Annotated in this window: 17 protein-coding genes and 3 pseudogenes; 8 read left to right on the top strand and 12 right to left on the bottom strand. The window is 68.8% G+C overall.

Annotated features, from left to right (window positions below; translation table 11 throughout):
* Positions 1–44: 44 nt before the first annotated feature.
* Complete coding sequence (locus ABZ027_RS31600) at positions 45–920, top strand: sigma-70 family RNA polymerase sigma factor (protein WP_356774236.1); 876 nt, start codon at positions 45–47, stop codon at positions 918–920.
* 344 nt (positions 921–1264) lie between these two features.
* On the opposite strand, the gene ABZ027_RS31595 is transcribed toward ABZ027_RS31600, so the two are convergent.
* The 3 genes and pseudogenes from ABZ027_RS31595 to ABZ027_RS31585 form a co-directional block, all read right to left on the bottom strand.
* Positions 1265–1786, bottom strand: a complete 522-nt coding sequence (locus tag ABZ027_RS31595; RefSeq protein ID WP_356774234.1) for a hypothetical protein — start codon at positions 1784–1786, stop codon at positions 1265–1267.
* Between the two features lie 353 nt (positions 1787–2139).
* Positions 2140–2567 (bottom strand): annotated as a pseudogene (locus ABZ027_RS31590) (GNAT family N-acetyltransferase); the annotation flags it as partial.
* Positions 2568–2670: 103 nt separating this feature from the next.
* The gene (locus tag ABZ027_RS31585) at positions 2671–3318 is read right to left on the bottom strand and encodes a TetR/AcrR family transcriptional regulator (protein ID WP_356774232.1); all 648 of its coding nucleotides are present in this window, start codon (positions 3316–3318) and stop codon (positions 2671–2673) included.
* Positions 3319–3393: 75 nt separating this feature from the next.
* Between ABZ027_RS31585 and ABZ027_RS31580 the strand changes: the two genes are divergently transcribed.
* The 3 genes from ABZ027_RS31580 (at position 3394) to ABZ027_RS31570 (ending at position 6187) form a co-directional block, all read left to right on the top strand.
* Positions 3394–4413 (top strand): NAD-dependent epimerase/dehydratase family protein, encoded by a 1020-nt coding sequence (locus tag ABZ027_RS31580; RefSeq protein WP_356774230.1) that lies wholly within the window; start codon positions 3394–3396, stop codon positions 4411–4413.
* A gap of 245 nt (positions 4414–4658) precedes the next feature.
* Positions 4659–5153 carry an NUDIX domain-containing protein gene (locus tag ABZ027_RS31575; protein ID WP_356774229.1) on the top strand — a complete coding sequence of 165 codons (495 nt, stop codon included), beginning with the start codon at positions 4659–4661 and terminating at the stop codon, positions 5151–5153.
* A 770-nt stretch (positions 5154–5923) separates the two neighbouring features.
* A complete protein-coding gene (locus ABZ027_RS31570) occupies positions 5924–6187 on the top strand; it encodes a hypothetical protein (protein WP_356774227.1) in 264 nt (87 codons plus the stop codon).
* A 283-nt stretch (positions 6188–6470) separates the two neighbouring features.
* On the opposite strand, the gene ABZ027_RS31565 is transcribed toward ABZ027_RS31570, so the two are convergent.
* The 3 genes and pseudogenes from ABZ027_RS31565 to ABZ027_RS31555 all read right to left on the bottom strand — a co-directional run bounded on the left by ABZ027_RS31565 (position 6471) and on the right by ABZ027_RS31555 (position 7870).
* The gene (locus ABZ027_RS31565) at positions 6471–6674 is read right to left on the bottom strand and encodes a hypothetical protein (RefSeq protein ID WP_356774225.1); all 204 of its coding nucleotides are present in this window, start codon (positions 6672–6674) and stop codon (positions 6471–6473) included.
* 266 nt (positions 6675–6940) lie between these two features.
* Positions 6941–7256 (bottom strand): annotated as a pseudogene (locus ABZ027_RS31560) (Type 1 glutamine amidotransferase-like domain-containing protein); the annotation flags it as partial.
* Positions 7253–7870 carry a hypothetical protein gene (locus ABZ027_RS31555; RefSeq protein WP_356774223.1) on the bottom strand — a complete coding sequence of 206 codons (618 nt, stop codon included), beginning with the start codon at positions 7868–7870 and terminating at the stop codon, positions 7253–7255. The gene ABZ027_RS31555 and the pseudogene ABZ027_RS31560, both read right to left, overlap by 4 nt.
* A 183-nt stretch (positions 7871–8053) precedes the next feature.
* On the opposite strand from ABZ027_RS31555, the gene ABZ027_RS31550 reads away from it, so the two are divergent.
* Entirely contained in the window at positions 8054–8776 is a 723-nt protein-coding gene (locus tag ABZ027_RS31550; protein ID WP_356774221.1) for a class I SAM-dependent methyltransferase, read from the top strand.
* A 532-nt stretch (positions 8777–9308) separates the two neighbouring features.
* On the opposite strand, the gene ABZ027_RS31545 is transcribed toward ABZ027_RS31550, so the two are convergent.
* Positions 9309–10247, bottom strand: a complete 939-nt coding sequence (locus tag ABZ027_RS31545) for an NADP-dependent oxidoreductase (protein ID WP_356774219.1) — start codon at positions 10245–10247, stop codon at positions 9309–9311.
* Positions 10248–10348: 101 nt separating this feature from the next.
* Here ABZ027_RS31545 and ABZ027_RS31540 point away from each other — a divergent pair, with 101 nt between their 5' ends.
* Complete coding sequence (locus ABZ027_RS31540; RefSeq protein WP_356774217.1) at positions 10349–11041, top strand: helix-turn-helix domain-containing protein; 693 nt, start codon at positions 10349–10351, stop codon at positions 11039–11041.
* 915 nt (positions 11042–11956) lie between these two features.
* Here ABZ027_RS31540 and ABZ027_RS31535 read toward each other — a convergent pair.
* Positions 11957–12247, bottom strand: coding sequence for a TetR/AcrR family transcriptional regulator (locus tag ABZ027_RS31535; RefSeq protein WP_356774215.1), 291 nt, complete (start codon positions 12245–12247; stop codon positions 11957–11959).
* A gap of 26 nt (positions 12248–12273) precedes the next feature.
* On the opposite strand from ABZ027_RS31535, the pseudogene ABZ027_RS31530 reads away from it, so the two are divergent.
* Together ABZ027_RS31530 and ABZ027_RS31525 are read left to right on the top strand one after the other, a co-directional pair.
* Positions 12274–12390, top strand: a pseudogene (locus ABZ027_RS31530) (hypothetical protein); the annotation flags it as partial.
* A gap of 160 nt (positions 12391–12550) precedes the next feature.
* Complete coding sequence (locus ABZ027_RS31525) at positions 12551–12910, top strand: Beta-galactosidase C-terminal domain (RefSeq protein WP_356774213.1); 360 nt, start codon at positions 12551–12553, stop codon at positions 12908–12910.
* 210 nt (positions 12911–13120) lie between these two features.
* On the opposite strand, the gene hpaD is transcribed toward ABZ027_RS31525, so the two are convergent.
* From hpaD to ABZ027_RS31505, 4 genes are read right to left on the bottom strand one after another with little or no spacing between them, the layout of a single operon-like run.
* Complete coding sequence (gene hpaD / locus ABZ027_RS31520; protein ID WP_356774211.1) at positions 13121–14131, bottom strand: 3,4-dihydroxyphenylacetate 2,3-dioxygenase; 1011 nt, start codon at positions 14129–14131, stop codon at positions 13121–13123.
* Entirely contained in the window at positions 14128–15627 is a 1500-nt protein-coding gene (hpaE, locus tag ABZ027_RS31515; protein WP_356774209.1) for a 5-carboxymethyl-2-hydroxymuconate semialdehyde dehydrogenase, read from the bottom strand. The genes hpaD and hpaE overlap by 4 nt, the downstream gene beginning before the upstream one ends.
* Positions 15624–16550 (bottom strand): 4-hydroxy-tetrahydrodipicolinate synthase, encoded by a 927-nt coding sequence (dapA, locus tag ABZ027_RS31510; protein WP_356774207.1) that lies wholly within the window; start codon positions 16548–16550, stop codon positions 15624–15626. Before dapA ends, hpaE begins: the two co-directional genes overlap by 4 nt.
* Entirely contained in the window at positions 16547–18007 is a 1461-nt protein-coding gene (locus ABZ027_RS31505) for a fumarylacetoacetate hydrolase family protein (RefSeq protein ID WP_356774205.1), read from the bottom strand. Before ABZ027_RS31505 ends, dapA begins: the two co-directional genes overlap by 4 nt.
* Positions 18008–18013: the final 6 nt, after the last annotated feature.

The raw sequence follows: 18013 nt of genomic DNA, 5'->3' as shown, positions 1-18013 counted from the left end.
GCGCGTCATCCCCATGACGGAGCAGCTTCCAGGGAGGTAACAACATGGCCGGCACTCATCCCGCAAACCCGATCGCCGATGCCTTCGAGTCCCACCGTGCCCGGCTCCGAGCCGTCGCCTACCGCGTGCTCGGATCACACGCCGACGCGGAAGACGTGGTCCAAGAGGCGTGGTTGCGTCTGTCCCGCCAGGACACCGACACCATCGACAACCTCGGCGGCTGGCTGACCACCGTGGTCGGCCGCATCAGCCTCGATGTCCTGCGGTCGGGCCGGGCCCGCCCAGAAGTGTCCCTCGACGACCAGCTCCCCGAGTTCACCGTGACGCTCGACGACGCTCCCGCTCCGGAAGACCTTGTGGCACTCGGGGACTCCGTCAGCCTCGCGCTGCTCACGGTCCTCGACTCGCTGCGACCTGACGAACGGCTGGCGTTCGTGCTGCACGACGTGTTCGCCGTGCCCTTCGGCGAGATCGGCACCATTCTCGGCAAATCCGCCGACGCGAGCAAAATGCTCGCCAGCCGCGCCCGCAGGAAGGTACAAGCCGCCCAGCAGCCGGCAATCGCCGGACGACAACAACGCGAGGTGGTCCAAGCCTTCCTGGCCGCGGCCCGCGACGGTCAGTTCGAGCAGCTGCTGCAGGTCCTCCACCCGGAAGTGAAGTTCACCGTCCACACCCCGAACGGCACGCTCGTCACGCTCGGAGCCACCGAAGTCGCCACCCGCGCACGAGTGGCCGGCAGCGCGGCGCGAGGCCATGCGGCGACCGTCAACGGCCGACCCGGCGTCATCTCCTGGAGCAAGGACGGCGCCCCGCTCTCCCTCCTCGCCTTCACCGTCACCGGCGGCCACATCACCGAGATCACCGCCTTGGTCGACCCGGCCGAACTCGCGCTCATGGACCTGCCGGACCCGGTGTGACTCCCTGCCGGCGAAGGCCGCGCCTACTCGATGCGGTCCACGCCTGATCCCGCAGAGACGGTGACCTTCGCATCAACGAAAACCTCAGGGGGTAAGCATGAAAACCGGCCACATGTTGACCGTCGACACCGCAGGGAAGCAGACCCTGACCGACCTCGCCGCAGTGACCCAACATTCCTCCCCTGACACCCAACACAGTCGAGTAGGACATAGGTGACCGTACGGCGAGCGGGTGCCTCGCCACTCACCCCCGCAGGCTGAGGTGATCCTTCTCAAGGTGATACTCCCCCAACTTGCCCCGGACCCTGCCAGAGCCCTTCTTGGCGGAGGAGCAGCACTCACCGTCAGTTCGTCAAATCTCCAAGGCCACTGGACAGGCCTGCTGCAGCTGCCCAGAAGAAGACGTACCCGCACTTGGGGGACGGCATTCGCGAGCGTTCAGCGAGAACGTTCAGCGCACGGTGCACTTCTGCGCTCAGCTGGGAAAGCCGGCGGCTGTACTGCCCGCCTCTGTAGGTGTACAGCCGGAAGACCTTGACAGCCAGTTCGTCGCGGCCGTCGGCGAAGGTGTCCGGGAGCCCGGCGAGCAGCTCGAAGTCGCGTTTACCGGTCGCGGCGTCAGCCACCGCGCTCAGGGTCAGGACATCAAGTTCTGCGGCAGACACGGAAGTATCGACCGCGACGGCATGGGCGGCCAGGGCCGCGAAAACCTCGATCAGTCGCTCGCCTTCCGCGATGTCGATACCCCAGGTGCCCAGGCGCTCGTGACGACGGGCCCGGCGCCATTCCTCCTCGTCCACCACCGGCAGCAGGAGCCTTCCCAGGTGCGCGCAACGACGCCACAGCATCTCGTGATCGGAGGTCACGGTCGACTCCCCAGAGCGAGTAGGACACGTGGGACCGAGGGCCAGCCCGCCCGGCGCGGGCCCTCCACCAATTTCCCCAGTACTCGCAGTGCACGTACAGAGCGGAAGCCAAGATCCTCGACAGCGTCAGGCACTTTCGGCATGACGCGCGCCGCGTTCTCATCCGACCTCGCGGCCGGCCTCGTCTCCGACTGAGTCATCAGCGAGTACCACCGCTGCGGTGATCCGCTTGCCTACCGGCTCTCGGTGCATCTCGAAACTCCGACACACCGCGACGCCACATCAAGTCGTGGTCCGAGGTCACGGTCAGTCCTCTCTGCGGCAAGTGGAAGGCCTGGGGCCGGAACCGAGCCGCGATGGATCGACCCGTCGGGCCCTTCCCTGTTCCAGGCTTCCGGTTCGCGGCCGTGTGCGACGTAGCCCAGGCGCTCGTACGGCTCGCGCCCGGAGGTTGTCCTCCTCCACAGCGAGTTCGGCCCTGCGCAGCCCGCGGTGCCGGATCCGTGTTCGGCAGCGCGGACGAGCAGCGTTCCCAAGCCGCAGCCCTGCAGCGCCTGCAGCACGGCGAGCTGCCACAGGGTTCCGGCTCCCTCGGAATCCCCGGTTATTCGATGCCGCCGATCGCCACCGGCAGATCCACAGGAGTGCATACAGCCAGGTAGCCACCTCACCCGACGCAGCTCGCGCCAGCTCTCGCTCCACGTGGCGCAGGTGGGTGGCCGAGCCGGACCAGGTGCACGCTGGCATCCTGGGGCCGGAGATCGCGCACGGTGACAGGCATAGTGACGGAGGCGCCGGTGGAACGGCGGGAAGTCCCGTCATCCCAGATCGGAGGGTATCTGTGCCTTCATTTCCAAGGCATCCAACGGCAGTTGTCCGGTGGATCAAGGCTTAGCTGTGACGGTCTTCTGGTCACGGTCGGTCGGGGACAGGTCGAGGAGCCGCAGCATCGCGGGGAGCAAGTCGTTCGTCAACGGATCTGGGGTGTCTTCGTCGATGGCGCCCTCCAGTGCGAGGCTTGTATAGCCGTGCACGAGGGACCACACTGCGTAGCTCGGTACCAGTGCGGGGTCCGCACTGTCCGGTAGCTGTGCATCCTGGCCGCGCAGGCCACGGTCCAGGGCGCGGAGTGCCCGGTGTTTCTGCTCGACCAGGTCTGGGTCGTTGAAGTCGAACTGGGTCATGCGCCACATGAGGTCGAACAGCGCACGGTTGTCCCGGGCGAACGCAACATATTCGGCCGAGAGCGCCGCGACCCGCTCGCGCACATCGCGCCCGCCGACCTCCACCGCCTCCAGCCGGTCGCAGAGCCGGCCGTAGGCGCGCGTGGCGAGCGCGCCGAGCAGCCCGCGCGCGTCGCCGAAGTGGTGCTTGGGAGCGGACTGCGACACTCCCGCCCGCCGCGCGGCCTCGCGCATGCTGAACCCGGCGACACCGCTCTCGGACAGCACTTCCAGCGCGCTGTCGAGCAGCGCCGCGCGCAGATTGCCGTGGTGGTAACGGTCGCCGGCCCTTGGTTCTTCGGTCGTCATCAGTCCATATCTTGACAGTGAGCAGACCTCTCGTAAACTGCTCACTGTCAAGATAAGGCGATCGCTGGGATAGATATGACAGACACGGTTCTTGTCACGGGTGTCTCGGGGTTCATCGGTGGTCACACAGCGGCAGAGCTTCTTCGGCGCGGGTACGCGGTCCGCGGGTCAGTGCGGTCTCCGGCCCGCGCCGCCGAGGTGCGCGCTGCGATGGCAGAGGCAGGCGCAGACGACACGTTGTTGGAGATCCTGCAGCTCGATCTGCTGTCGGATGAGGGATGGGCCGCCGCAGCCGCGGGCTGCCGGTTCGTTCTGCATGTCGCTTCCCCCTTCGTCACGACGAAGCCGAAAGACCCGGAGGACTTGATCCGCCCCGCCGTGCAGGGCACGACGCGGGCAATCGACACGGCGCTCGATGCAGGCGTGGAGCGCGTGGTCGTCACCTCGTCTCTCGCGGCGGTGCAGTACGCCCCGGCGCGCAGAAATCACGTCTTCACGGCATCCGACTGGACCCCGGTCGGCCGCCGCGGACTCGGTGCCTACGCAACTTCGAAGGTCCGGGCCGAGCGCGCGGCGTGGGACATCGCCGACCGACGCGGCGTGCCCGACCGGCTCGCCGTCATCAACCCGGGCGCGGTCATCGGGCCCCTCCTCTCCGACGACCCCGGAACCTCGGTCTCGGCGATCCAGCAGATCATGGCCGGCGCGCTGCCGATGGTCCCAGACCTGCGACTCCCGTGGGTACACGTGCGAGACGTCGCCGACGCGCACATCGAGGCCATGACCTCCGCAACGGCGGGCGCACATCGCACGATCGTCGCGACCGACCCGTCCTCGCTCATCGACGTCGCCGCGGTTCTCCGCGAGAGGCTTCCCGAGGCGAGCGGGAAGATCCCCCCACGGGCGATGCCGACATGGCTCACCTGGGTCGCGAGCGTGTTCGAACCTCAGCTGCGCGACAACCGGTGGCTCATCGGCTCGGCGCAGCGCTTCGACCACGGCCCCGCCGAGGCGCTCCTGGCCCGCCCGCTCCACTCGATCCCCGACACGATCGAGGAAACCGGCCGCAGCCTCGCCGAGCGCGGACTCGTCTGAGGCCACCCTGGAAACCACGCCGTGTGCAGAGCGGCCAGGCCAGGTGACGGCCTCGCACCACCCCAGGACGCCTTCGGGAACCCGAAGTTGCCCTCAGGCAGTCTCGGCCGACCGCGGGCGTTCCTCAGCGCCCTCCGGGACCGGCAGAAAACTGGCTCAGGTTTCATGGGCGGTGACGGAAAGTTACTGAGTCGGCCCGCCTGTTCGATCACATCACCCTTGCCCCAGGCGGTTAGTGTGCCCCAATGCCATCCGTGAACCTGCGTCACTCAGTGCGCGCGATCATCCTCGACGAGAACGACCGCATACTTCTCTGTCGGTTCGCAATTCCGAAGCCAGTGGGAACGGTGGTGTGGGCAGCTCCGGGCGGAGGAATCGAACAGGACGAGACGCCACTTGCCGCACTACGTCGCGAACTGCGGGAAGAGGTGGGCCTCGCGCTGAGTACCGATCCCCCGCACGTGTGGCACCAGGAAGTGGTGGCGCCTGGGCACGCATCGGGCTACGACGGCGTCGTCAATGACTACTTCCTTGTGCGGACAGCGGGGTTCAACCCGCGCGGGACGCTGTCCGACGACGAACTCGCCGCGGAGAACATCAGCGGACTGGAGTGGTGGCACCCGCAGGAAGTCGCCAGTTATGACGGTCCAGACCTGTTTTCCCCCCGCGATCTTGCGACCCCTTTGACGGCATTGATCACCTCTGGTGTTCCAGCCGGCCCTGTGCTGCTCGGCCTCTGAGCAGACAGCCCGCGTCATGGCGCGAGCAGGACTCGTTTTCGTAGGAGGGCGAAGCCCGCGCGGCCGAACATCTATGGTCACGAACGAGCGGACGTGCGGGCGAGGGCGTCCAGTTCGAAGCAGTGGTCCCAGACGGTCTTGAGCTGGAGTTGCTCGTCTCGGCGAATGCTTCGGGGCGGCTGAGGATCCAGCCGGCGACGGCCTGTGGCGAGGGCGGCCACGCCCTCGCCGGCCGCGGTGACGTGCGCTTCTTGTAGAGGTAGGCGCGAACGGTCTGGTAGCTGCCCTTGTAGCCGAGCTAGTCGATCTCTTCCCACAGCTGCCAGGCATTCGTGTGGCCCTCGCTCCAGCGGTGACCGTGCCGTAGTGGCGGCCCCTGCAGGTGGCGTACTCATCGACGCCGGCCACCCGCCGAGCAGGAGGCTGCGGCTCGGGAAGCGCGTCGACCAGCCGCAGGACCGTGCTGCGGCTGGTCGACACCCCGAAGACGCGAGCCAGGCGGGCACCGGCACGGCCCGCCAGGGCGAGCCCCACCGGGGCCATCGTGGAGCGCAGCCGCTCAGTTCGCTGACGACCGTGCCGGCGGGGCAGGCCAGGTATCTGCTCCACGAAGGTCCGCCGTCCGCACGCGGCGTTCTGACAGGTGAACCGGCGGACCCGCAGCCGGAGTACAACGCTTCTTCCGGCACTGGGAACACCGGGGCAAGCCCACTTCCACACCCCTAGGCTGTGGCCGGATTGGTTCACCGGGTTGGCGGTACTGTCCGCGTATGAATCAGTTCCCCGTCACCTTCGAAGCCCTCGTTGTGCGCACTGACTTCTCGGCAGACGGTGCTTGGGAGGAGTTACGGGAGGCGCTGTTCTCTCCCAGCCAGGACGGGTTCTTGGCCAACGTCGCACTCGTCGATGACCGGAGGTACGAGGGCTTGACACCCGACCGGGCCCTCGACCTGAACCCTCGGAGTATCAGCATCCACTTCTGGTCCTGGCGGACTCTTCAGCTTTCACCTCGACTGAACGGCCGCTCCTCGTGATGGACTTGCAGGCTGAGCGTCCGCGTTGTGTCCGTGTGGTAGCAGCAGAGTTGTGGAGCATCGAGAACAACCTCTCGGGCGCGAACATGGACTTCGAGGAGTTCGCCGACGCCATCGACGACGACGGGATGTTCCGCGGCTTTTGAGCACGCCGCAACCCGTGCCGGACCAGCCGACGAACTTCACGATGAAACCGTCATCCAGCCTGCCGATGATGCGGTTTCTTGGCGTAGAAGCTCTTCAGGATGAGCCCGCCTGCCTGGTTGTCAGCCTTCGCGATCGGCTACGCGGAGAAGTTGAACTTCTGCGCCTCCGGGCCATAGTAGATTTCCGCGGCCCCCTCATAGGCGCTGGGCCAGCTCTGCGGGATGTTGCCCTTCGTCGTGATCGGCATCGCAGCCGCGCCGGTCGTGCCGGTCGTGACGAAGTCGGTGAAGTAGTACTGAAAGCTGATGGTGCGGCTGTTCTTGGCGATCGTGCCGACCACCCGGACGTTGAAATGCTCTCGCCGACCGGCTGGTTGTTGCGGACCCAAGTCCGCAGGAATGACGCCCCGTTGACACGGCGAACCGCGACTTCACATAGAACGCCTTACTGCTGCCCAGGCCCTTCTTGCACTCCTCGGTCCGGAACAGTCGTCGCCATCGGGCCCGGCCAACGGCGCCCCCTGTGTCTGCTGCACCTGCGACGCGGCCCCGGGGACCCGGCGAGACAGCGGCGCATACGACGCCGCCGGCCCCACCGTCTCCGCAGCCGGCCCACCCGGAGCAGCGAAGCCGTCGCTGTGCCGCCGCCGACGTAGACGACATCCTGGCTGAGCAGAAACGCCCGCAGAGCCTCCTCGGCCAGCTCTAGCCGGAACAACGACAAGATAGACGCCTCACAGTTGCGTGACTTGAACGCGGTCAAGAACTGATCAACGTATGCAGGCGCGTCGCCACTGGCAGTTGGAGCGAAGCACACCTTGGGTCGAGGGCTCCACACCTCACCTGCTTAGCAGCCAGTCGTCGAGCAGCCCGTCTTCATCTGCGACCAAATAGATGGCAGCCCACCATGGCTGCGTCCTCAACGCTGCTCTGCGGCAACACCTCTTCGGAGACCCGGACGCACAGCGAGGAGGCCGACGTCCACCACCAGCTCGGGTTCCACCAGCGCGACGCCCGTCGTCGTACCTGCCGAGCAGCAGACCACTGGAACGGCCCAGCCAGCCGCTCGACGACGAGCACTGCTGGAAGGCCGCCCGCCCGGCTCCTGCACGACGACACCCTCATACCCGAAGACCGCCTCGCAGTACTGCTTCTCCTCCTCTACGCCCAAGGACCATCGGCAGTCCACCGGTTGACCACCGAAGACCTCGGAGTCGGCGCCCAGGAAGTACGTCTCCATATCGGCGATTCTCCAGTCCACCTGCCCGAGCCCGTCGCCCAGCTGGCCCGCACCGTCGTGGCGAACCGCAAGGGCCACGCAACCATCGGCGCCCTTGCCCCGTCTCCATGGCTGTTCCCCGGCGGCCAGCCCGGACGGCCGTTCAGCACCACACAGCTGACGCAGCCGACTGAAGCCGCTCGGGATCCGGTGCAACCAGGCCCGCAGCACCGCGCTCTTCCATGTCGCCATCGAGATCCCCGCCGCGATCCCGCCCGCACCCTGGGCATCCACACCGACGTCGCGGTCGCCTGGCAACGGCTCTCCGCAGGTGACCGGGCCGCCTATGCCGCCGAAGTCAGCCGACGGTAATCACAGGTCAGCGACCTTGAGTCGGTTGCCTTGCCCAACTACGCCGACCGTGAAACCGTGCACCCAGCAGCCCTCCCTGGGAAGACTCTGAGGCATCGCGGGTCGATGCTTCAGAACGAGGAGGAGCCCATGGCACTGAGAGCGGCATACGACGAGATCGCAGACTGGTACGAGGAAGAGTTCCTCGGCGGGCAGCGAGCGGGCGCTGCGAAAGCGGACGGCAATCCCCTAAGCCTTGGCCACGTCCTGCATGATCTCCTCGGTGCGGGCAGCGGCGCCTGTCTGGAGATCGGTTGCGGCACCGGCGTTCACGCCGCGGGCGTCCGGGAACTGGGGTGGACACCTGTCGGCGTTGACCTGTCCGCCGGGATGCTGCGGCATGCCCGGGGCCGCCTACCCATCGCGCTGGCCGATGCCGAGCGGCTGCCGGTTCGGGACGGCTCCGTGCCAGCCGTCATCGCCATCATGGTCCACACCGACATGCCCGACTATCCGACGGTACTGCGAGAGGTGGCCCGGGTATTGCGCCCCGGCGGTGTGTTCGTGCACATCGGTGTCCATCCCTGCTTCTGCGGCGGCTTCGCCGACCGCCTCAATCCCAATGCGGTGGTGATCCATCCGGGCTACCTCGACAGCAACTGGACAAAGGCGTCCTGGACAGACGGGGGCGTGCGCGACAAGGTCGGCGCCGCCCACCAGCCGCTGCCCGAGCTGATGCACGCGTTCCTCGCTGCGGGCCTGACATTCGAGAGGTTCGCCGAGGTCGGTGAGCCCACTCCGATCGTGCTAGCTGTCCAGGCGCGGAGCATGAACACCGGGCTTGGAGACACCCCCCGTCACACACTGGGCTGAGCCAGGCATTCAGACACTTCCAGTATCCGACGTCACCGTTAGTCTCACTGGAACGCGAGCGCAAGGCGGTCAAAACACTCAGCCTGACCGCCCGGGGAACCCGCGACACTCTGCTCGTCGACCGCCTACGAACAACGGTCGGTGGCCGTGCCGTTCGGCGGCTGCACCGAACCGACCAACGTCGAGGCCGACGGACACGCATGCCCCATCCGCTTCCAGTGCTCAGGCTGCGGGTTCCACCGTCCAGACCCTGTACCTGCCCGCGATCGAGGCCACGCCAACAGCTTGCGTGCCGACCGCGAGACGGTTCGGGCGATTGATGCAGCCGGCTTCGTCATCGACAACCTCACCGCCCAGATCCCTTCTACGAGGACGTCGCGGCGAAGATGCGCGAACGGATAGCGGCGTTGTCCCAAGTCCCGGCGGACTACGAGCCTCCTCAAACGCCAACGGGCGATGGCCAGGCCCATACCGGGACCGCGCCGACGACGGCGATAGCGGGCACGGTGGATTCTCTTCCGTTGGACGTGTGTCAGGAGCAGGAGACGGCGATCTTGCCCGGGGTGCTGGCGCCGAAGGCGGCGAACGCCTCCGTGGCCTGCTCCAGCGGGTAAGTGGCCGTGACCGGCACGCGCAGGGCACCCGAGGCAACCTGCTCGGCCAGCAAGGTCAGGGTATTCGGACCAGGGGTGGCCATGATCGTGTGGACGGTGACGTCCTGCACCTTGACGTCGTCCTGGCTCAGGCCGGTGGCGGAGGCAAGGTGTCCGCCCGGCCGCAGCAGAGCAGCCAGCGCCGCGCCGTCGCCCGCCAGGTGCAGCACCGCGTCCACACCCTCCGGGGCGATCGCGCGGACCTGTCCCTCCAGGTCAGCGGTGAAGTCGACCACGTGGATCTCCGTGCTGGTCAGGCCGGTGACGAAGTCGGTCTGTGCGCCGGGGCGGGCGGTCGCGATCACCTTCGCGCCCCGGGCGGCGGCGAGCTGCACCGCGAGCGAACCCACCCCGCCGGCGGCCCCGGAGATCAGCAGCGTCTCGCCCTCGGCCAGGGCCACCGCGTCCAGGCTCATCAGGGCAGTGGCCCCGGCCACTGCCAGCGCGCCCGCGTCCCCCACCGTCAGGCCCTCGGGGATGCGGGCGACGCCGTGTCCGGCGGGCACGGTGACGTACTGCGCCAGCGAACCGGCGCCCAGGTACGGCTTCAGCACAACACCGAAGACCTCGTCGCCGACCGCGAAGCCGTCCACGCCCTCACCGAGCGCCTCGACGGTGCCCGCGAAGTCCTGGCCGAGGACCAGCGGGAACCGGTGCTCCATGAACGCCTGCGTGTAGCCGGCGGCGGTGGCGATGTCGATGCCGTTCAGCGAGGCAGCGGCCACCTTGACCAGCAGTTCCCCGGCCTGCGGGCGAGGAGTGTCCACATCGGTCACGGCAGGGGCCGAGGGGACGGATTCGAGCGCGACAGCACGCATGACAACACCCTTCCAAGTAAGTGGGCCAGGCGTCCCACTTTCCTGTCGCCCACCGTACAACAGGAAACGGGCCGCACGTTCCACTTGGGTAGAGTGGGTGGGTGACCTCGCCACCTTCCGACCAGACGCCGTGCCTGCAGCCCGGCACAGGATTGCGCGCCGACGCCGAACGCAACCGCTGCCGCATCCTGGCCGCCGCCCGCCGCCTCTACGCCACCGAAGGACTCGGCGTCTCCATGGCCTCCGTCGCCCGCGAGGCAGGCGTCGGCAAAGCCACGCTCGGCCGGCGCTTCGCCAGCCGGGAGGAACTCGTCAACGCGGTCTTCGCCGACCGCATGGACGCCTACGTCGATGCCGTCGCCGAGGCACTCGCCGACCCCGACCCCTGGCGCGGCTTCACCGGCTACATCCACGCCGTCTGCGCCATGCAGGCCGCCGACCGCGGCTTCGCCGACGTCCTGACCATGACCTTCCCCGCCGCCAAGGCGCTGGAGGCCCGCCGCGCCGAGGCGTACAACCGGCTGCTCGAACTCATCACCCGCGCCAAGAACACCGGGCACCTGCGCGAGGACTTCACACCCCAGGACGTCGTCATCCTGCTCATCGCCAACGCCGGCGTCGTCACCGCCACCGGCGACGCCGCCCCCGACACCTGGCGCCGCCTCGTCGGCCACATGATCCGCTCCTACGCCACGCCCGGCGCACCGATCCCCCCGATGCCCGAAGCCCCAGCACCCACCGCCCTCTACCGCGCCATGGTCCGCCTCTCACAAGCAGGCCCGGACACCGCCTGAGGGCGGCGGATTTGGCCGCAGTACGCGTCAACACCATGGCGGAGTCTGCCGACAGGGCGGTTGGCGGTCCGTGCGCGGGCCATGGCGATGTGGGTGCGGAGACGGCCCTTGACCTTGACAGCCACTGATCACGGCACGAAAGGCGAAGATCCGCCGCTGATGCCGGTCAGTGCGGTCCTCGGTCACGATGCCCTTCGCCTGGTAGGCGCCGGTCCCTTGCCGCCGAGATGGGCGTGCAGGTGGGTTGGCCGGGCCGGGGATGCTCAGGCGGGGGCACGGCGCGGGAGGGTCGATGGGGCTGTGACCTGCAGGACAGGTTGCAGAGGCAAGCGGTCGCCACCACCGGGGGCTGGGCTCCCGGTACGCGACCGCATCGAGACCACGCCTTGGCGCGGAGAGCAGGGACGGACGCGCGCCGCGGCCACACCTGGCCTTCGCTGAATCGCGGGTAGCCCGCCGCATCACGCCGGCGAACGGCAGACCGCGGAAGGAGCCGGGATCTCTCGGACCACGTTGCAAGCCGTCTACAACACCGTCTTGGACCCGAGGAGGGGCGACTGCGTCGGCCGCGGTCGGGAGGGCTCCACCTTGGATCACGTCGACGGCGGCACCCGTGGCCGCGACCTCGCACTCGGACCCGCGAACTGGCGTGGGCGGCGGCGATCGGGTGCTGGAGTCACGCTCGGTCCGTGCGGGTCAGCGCGGACGCGATGCGATACGCCTTCCCGGCGGGAAGGTCGGAGAGCCTTGAGCATGCCGCTGTCGATGACGTATTCGGCGCCGACGATGTTGCCGGCGACGTCGGAGAGGAGGAACGCGATCAGGGCCGCGACGTCGTGGGCTCGTTGCCGCGTCCGCTGGTGATGTTGAGGGCTTGCGGCAGCCTTCGACCCCAGGGCGTACGCGTCAACACCGTCACCCCGGGGTGACCCGCACCTCCATGCTCGACCAGCAGGCAGAACTCCCCCAGCTGCCGTTAGGTCGCTTCGCGCAGGTCCGCGTCATGACGGCCCGCGTCCACGAGGTTGCGCAGCATGGCGCCGTCCCGCTTGAGCCAGTACTGACCAGCCGCAGCGCTTCCAGAACGTCGGCGCGGAAACTGCCCTGGTCGGACACGGCGAAGGAGAAGTCCACCCGGCGGCGTACGGCGTCGATGAACAGTTCCTGCTTGGTCGGCCAGCGTCGGTAGAGGGTCGTCTTGGACACGCCCACGAACCGGCAGGCCGCAGGTCTTGCCCTTGGCCAAGTCCCACCCAGAGGCAGCCTCGGCGAACCTCGCCCGGTTCGCCGAACGCGGGGGCACGCCTGCCGTCGGCTTCCACAGCGGCATGGTCGACGAGAACGCCCATGTGTACCTTGGCGGCTACCCCGGCGCGTTCCGCGATGTCCTCGCCGTGGTCACCGACGAGCCCTTCCCCCCTGCTGCCGGAAGCGACAATGGGCCTGACCGGCGACGTGGCGTCGGGCGCTGCGGCCGACCTGTAGTCGGAACGCATTCGGCTCACGGGCGTGCAGGCCGTCGCCGCCTACGCCGAGGGCCCCCTTGCGGGCCACCCCGCCGTCACTCGCCACCGACACGGCGACACCACCGCCTGGTATGTGGCCACCCACCCCGACCAGGACACGCTCGCCGTCCTGCTCCACCGCGTCCGCCAGGACGCCGACGTCACACCGGAACACCAGGCACCCGCTGGGATCGAGGTCGTCAGGCGCCGCGGCACGGTGGCCGACTACCTGTTCCTCGTCAACCACACCGGAAAGGGCGCCGAAGCACCCGCCGAAGGCCTCGAACTCCTCACCGGCACACCGGTCACCGGGACCGTCACCGTCCCACCGGGAGGAGTCGCCTTGGTCCGCGAGCCCCGCTGACGCGTCCGGGGAAGTGAGCGGGCCGCGGCACCACGCAAGGTGCGCGGCCCGGCTGCCTCCACTTGTGTCGAAGCCGCTGGGCATCCCGGTGATCAAGCGGTGGTGGTGGCCGGAGACCGCATGTCCGGCGCCTACCGGCGCTGGGCAAGGCCGACACCACGCCTCGACTCTGCCTCCACCTGGAGCCCAACGCTCCCGGACGTCGGCGGGTCAGCCGAGGCCGTCGGCGCCGACCTGCACGGCGGACTCGTCCAATAGGGCGTCGGAGACGAGCTGTGCGCTCCCGTCGAGGCTGAGGACAGGGGTGGCCTCCTTGTACCAGGACTCGATGACGGCGTTGCCCCAGAAGTCGCGGCGGCGGTCGTCGTGGACGTTCCAGCGGTACGTCTCGTGGTCGGGGTCGCCGGTGTAGTAGTCGGAGGTGTAGATCTCGACCCGATGGCCGTCGGGATCGCGCAGGTAGAGGTAGAAGGCGTTGGAGACGCCGTGCCGTCCCGGACCGCGTTCGATGTGGTGTTCCTTGCGGATCGAGCCGAACAGATCGGCGCAGCGCAGGACTTGGTGGGATTCGTGGGTGGCGATGCCGAGGTGGTGGAGGCGGGGCCCGGCGCCGCAGGTGAAAGCGACGTCGTGGACGGTCTGTTTGCGGTACATCCAGGCCGCGTACAGCTCGTGTTCGTCCCCCTCGATGGTCTCCGAACACCCGAATCCCAGGGACTTGTAGTGGGCGTAGGCGGCGGGGATGTCGGGCGTGCAGATGTTGAAGTGGTCCAGGCGGGCGACCTCGGCGCCGTGGCGCAGGTCGTAGCGCTGGATCAACCGCTCGGCGTGCTCGATGTCGTGGAAGAACTCGACGGGGAAGCCGAGCGGGTCGATGACGCGGACGGCGTCGCCGACACCGGGCGTGCCCTCCCCCTTCGGGATGCGCCGTACCGGGCAGCCGAGTTGGCGGAAGAACCTCTCCGCCCTGTCGACGCCCTCGGGGGTGCGGACGCGGTAGGCGATGTGGTCGAGGGCCGCGAGCTCGCCCCTGCGCAGGACCAGGGAGTGGTGGGTCAACTCGTCGGTACCGCGCAAGCACAGGGTGCCGGCGTCCTCGTACTGGATGTGGAAACCGAGCATGTCGACCCAGAACCAGCGGGACGCGGCGAGGTCGGTGACGGCCAGCTGGGCGTAGGCGGAGCGGACGACGTCCGGGGCATCCGGGTGCGCGGTGGTCATCGGGCGACTCCGAAGCGGGGGGTGTGCACGTCACCGAGGGCTACATGGACGATCTTCGACTCGGTGTAGAAGTCGATGCTGTGAGCGCCGCCTTCGCGGCCTACGCCGGAGGCCTTGACCCCACCGAAGGGCGTGCGCAGGTCCCGTACGTTGTGGGAGTTGATCCAGACCATGCCGGACTCGACGGCGTGGGCGATACGGTGGCCGCGCTTGAGGTCCGAGGTCCAGATGTAGGCGGCGAGACCGAACTGGGTGGCGTTGGCCAGCTCAACGGCCTCGGACTCGTCGTCGAAGGGCGCGACGGCGACGACCGGGCCGAAGATCTCCTCCTGGAAGATGCGGGCATCCCGCTCGACGTCCACGAAGACGGTCGGCTGAAGGTAGTTGCCGTCCGCCAGATACGTGGGCCGGGTGCCGCCGGCGACGAGGCGTGCCTCCTTCCTGCCGATCTCGACGTAGTTCAGGACGCGTGCGTAGTGCTCGGGGTGGACCAGTGCGCCCACCTCGGTGGCGGGGTCGGAGGGCGGCCCGACACGGACGGCGTCCGCCCGCTCCGCCAGCCGGCGGGTGAACTCCTCGTACACCGGACGCTGCACAAGGACCCGTGAACCGGCGGTGCAGCGTTCGCCGTTGAGGGAGAACACCCCGAAGACGACCGAGTCGAGGGCGGCTTCGAGGTCGGCGTCCGCGAAGACCACGGCCGGGGACTTGCCGCCCAGCTCCATCGAGGTGGTCTTCAGGTGCTGGGCGCCGGCGCGGATGATGTGGCGGCCGGTGTCGGTGGAGCCGGTGAAGGAGATCAGCGGTACGTCCGGGTGGTCGACCAGGGCCTGACCGGCCTCCTCTCCGATGCCGTGCACGATGTTCACCACGCCCGCAGGGACGCCCGCCTCGGCGAAGATCTCCGGCCACAGCGAGGCCGACAGCGGGGTCCACTCGGCCGGCTTGAGGACCAGCGTGCAGCCGGAGGCCAGGGCCGGGGCCAGTTTCCAGCTCTCCAGCATGAAGGGGGTGTTCCACGGTGTGATCAGTCCGGCCACGCCGACCGGCTCTCGCACCACGTAACTGAACTGCTCGTCACCCTGTCGGAAGGCCTCCTCACCGAGGGCGACGATCACGTCGGCGAAGTAGCGGAAGTTCTCGGCGGCGCGTCGGGCCTGGCCGCGGGCCTGGGTGATGGGGAGCCCGGTGTCGTACGACTCGAAGGACGCCAGCCGCTCGTGGCGGGCCTCGACCGCGTCCGCGATCCTGACCAGCACGTCGGCTCGCTCCCGGCTGCCCAGAGACGACCAGGCGGGAAAGGCGGACCGCGCGGCGGCCACTGCCCGTTCGACGTCGGCCGCCCCGCCGCGCGCGGCCCGGGAGTAGGGCGTGTTGGACACCGGATCGGCCACGGGGAACGTCCGCCCGTCGGCGCTGTCGACCGGTTCGCCGCCGATCCAGTGCGGGATGACGGGCGGCATGTTGTCGATGCTGTTCTCGGCGCTCATGGTCATGCTCCGATCTGTGCGGTCAGGTCGCCGCCCTCGGCCAACAGCGCGCGGATCCTCGTCAGGCCCGCCTCGGTGGGCGTCGTCAGCGGCGGGCGGACATGGGCGGAGGCGATGCGGCCCTGCCGGGCGAGGACCCATTTGGCCGGTACCGGGTTGGTCTCCACGAACAGCAGGTCGACCAGCGGGTGCAGCCGGTAGTGCAGGTCGCGGGCGGCCTCGAATTCGCCTGCCTCCCACAGCTCGTACATCCGTGCCACCGCGGTCGGGGCCAGGTTGGCCACGGCGGAGACGAAGCCGGTGCCGCCGAGCGCCAGCAGGGGCAGACACAGCAGTTCGATGCCGGACCACACCAGCAGCGAGCGTCCGCAGGCGTGCAGCACGCGGGAGAAGTGCTCGAAGTCCTTGGTCGTCTCCTTCACACCGACGAAGTTCTCGAAGTCGCTGAACAGCCGCTTGACCGTCTCCGGCGCGATGTCCACGGCCGTGCGCGAGGGCACGTTGTAGGCGACGATCGGCAGGTCCGGGAACTCCCGGGCCACCGTCGCGTACCACTGGTAGAGGGCCTCCTGGGTGGGCCGTGCGTAGTACGGGGTGATGACGAGCGCCGCGTCCGCCCCCAACTCCCGTGCGGCAGTGGTCAGTTCGAGGGTCTCGTCGAGCTTGTGCGAGCCGGTGCCGGGAAGGAACGGCACACGGTCGGCGATCACCTCGACCGCCGTACGCATCCCGGCGATCCGCTCGGTGACGCTCTGCGCGCTCGGCTCCCCGGTCGAACCGCCCAGCGAGATGCCGTGCGATCCCGACTCCAACTGGAAGCGGATCAACCCGGCCAGGCTGTCGTGGTCCACCGCCCCTTCGGCGGTGAAGGGGGTGACGACCGGGGCGATCGAACCCCGGATGGTGGACGGGTCGCTGCGGAACTTCACGCCTGATCTCCTTCGATGTCGTTCTTCGCGGTGTTCTCGGCCTCGTTCTTGGCACACCAGGTGCGGTACCGCTCACGCCATGCCGGACCGAGCGGGTACAACCCGTCGACGCTCGCCCCGGCCCGCACCTGCTCGATGACGAACCGCTCCTGCCTCTCCTGCTCCCGGCAGTCGGCGACCAACTCGGTGGCGAGGTCGGGGGGTACGACGACCACGCCGTCGTCGTCGCCCACGATCAGGTCGCCGGGCTGGACGAACGCCCCGCCGCAGGCGACCGGCACACCGGTGTCCCAGGGGACGTGGCGGCGGCCGAGCACCGACGGGTGGGCTCCGCCGTGGAACACGGGCAGTCCGAGCGCGGCGACGGCCACGCTGTCCCGCAGCCCTCCGTCGGTCACGATCCCGGCCGCACCGAGCTGCTGGGCGCGCAGGGCGAGGATGTCGCCGAGGGTTCCGGCGGAGGTGTCCCGCCGGGCGTCCATCACCAGCACATGTCCGGGCCGGAGCTCCTCGATCGCCCGCTTCTGGGCGTTCATGCCGGTGCCGTACTTCTCGAACAGGTCCTCGCGCAGGGGCAGATAGCGCAGGGTGTGCGCGACGCCCACCATGCGGGTGCCGGGCGTGGCGGGGTGTACCGCGTCGACCGACATGTGCGGCAGACCGCGCCTCCGCAACTGCGCGCTGATCGTCGCCACGGCCACCGAGCGGAGACCGGCGGCGAGGCCGTCGTCCAGCAGCCGCTCCGGGGTGTACGAGGTTCCGTACGCCGCCTCCTCCTCTGCCCGGTCCGCCCTGGGCCGCGCGCCCCACGGCTCCAGGTCGTGATCGGCGTCGGCGACCGGGTTGCGCAACACTCCGGTGCTCAACTGGCCGTCGCTGACCTCGACTTCGACCACGTCTCCCGGCTGGACGACCGAGGCGCCGGCCGGGGTGCCGGTGAGGATCACATCGCCGGGTTCCAGGGTGAGAAGCCGGGACAGGTCCGCGACCAGCTCGCCGAACGGGAAGAGAAGGGTGTCGGTCGTGTCGTCCTGAGCGGGCTCACCGTTGACCCAGGTCCGCAACCGCAGTGCGCCGGGGTCGAGTTCGGTGGCGTCCAGCAGCCGTGGACCGATCGGGGTGAAGCCGTCCGCGCCTTTGGAGCGCAGGTTGGAGCCGCGGTCGGCGTACCGCAGGTCGTACACGCCCGCGTCGTTGGCCGCGGTTACCCAGCGCACGTGGCGCCAGCCGTCCTCGGGCCGCACTCGTCGGGCCCGCGTGCCGATGACGAGGGCGATCTCGCCTTCGAAGCCCATGAGCCGGCAGTCCCGCGGCCTGACGATCTCTTCCTGGGTCCCGGCCAATGACGACGGCGGCTTCAGGAAGTAGGAGGGATGAGCCGGGGTCCGGCCGCGCTCCTTGGCGCGGCTGCGGAAGTTGAGGTGGACGGCGATGATCTTCGATGGGGGGTTCCCCAAGGGATG

Origin of the sequence: Streptomyces sp. NPDC006332, from assembly GCF_040612855.1 — a bacterium.
In the GTDB taxonomy this organism is placed as follows: Bacteria; Actinomycetota; Actinomycetes; order Streptomycetales; family Streptomycetaceae; genus Streptomyces.
This window is presented reverse-complemented; position numbering and strand designations above follow the sequence as displayed.

Bases quoted from the DNA above. Each gene is read 5' to 3' on its own strand.
- ABZ027_RS31600 (WP_356774236.1), top strand. From the start codon at position 45: ATGGCCGGCACTCATCCCGCAAACCCGATCGCCGATGCCTTCGAGTCC.
- ABZ027_RS31585 (WP_356774232.1), bottom strand. From the start codon at position 3,318: ATGACGACCGAAGAACCAAGGGCCGGCGACCGTTACCACCACGGCAAT.
- ABZ027_RS31580 (WP_356774230.1), top strand. From the start codon at position 3,394: ATGACAGACACGGTTCTTGTCACGGGTGTCTCGGGGTTCATCGGTGGT.
- ABZ027_RS31575 (WP_356774229.1), top strand. From the start codon at position 4,659: ATGCCATCCGTGAACCTGCGTCACTCAGTGCGCGCGATCATCCTCGAC.
- ABZ027_RS31570 (WP_356774227.1), top strand. From the start codon at position 5,924: ATGAATCAGTTCCCCGTCACCTTCGAAGCCCTCGTTGTGCGCACTGAC.
- ABZ027_RS31550 (WP_356774221.1), top strand. From the start codon at position 8,054: ATGGCACTGAGAGCGGCATACGACGAGATCGCAGACTGGTACGAGGAA.
- ABZ027_RS31545 (WP_356774219.1), bottom strand. From the start codon at position 10,247: ATGCGTGCTGTCGCGCTCGAATCCGTCCCCTCGGCCCCTGCCGTGACC.
- hpaD (WP_356774211.1), bottom strand. From the start codon at position 14,131: ATGACCACCGCGCACCCGGATGCCCCGGACGTCGTCCGCTCCGCCTAC.
- hpaE (WP_356774209.1), bottom strand. From the start codon at position 15,627: ATGACCATGAGCGCCGAGAACAGCATCGACAACATGCCGCCCGTCATC.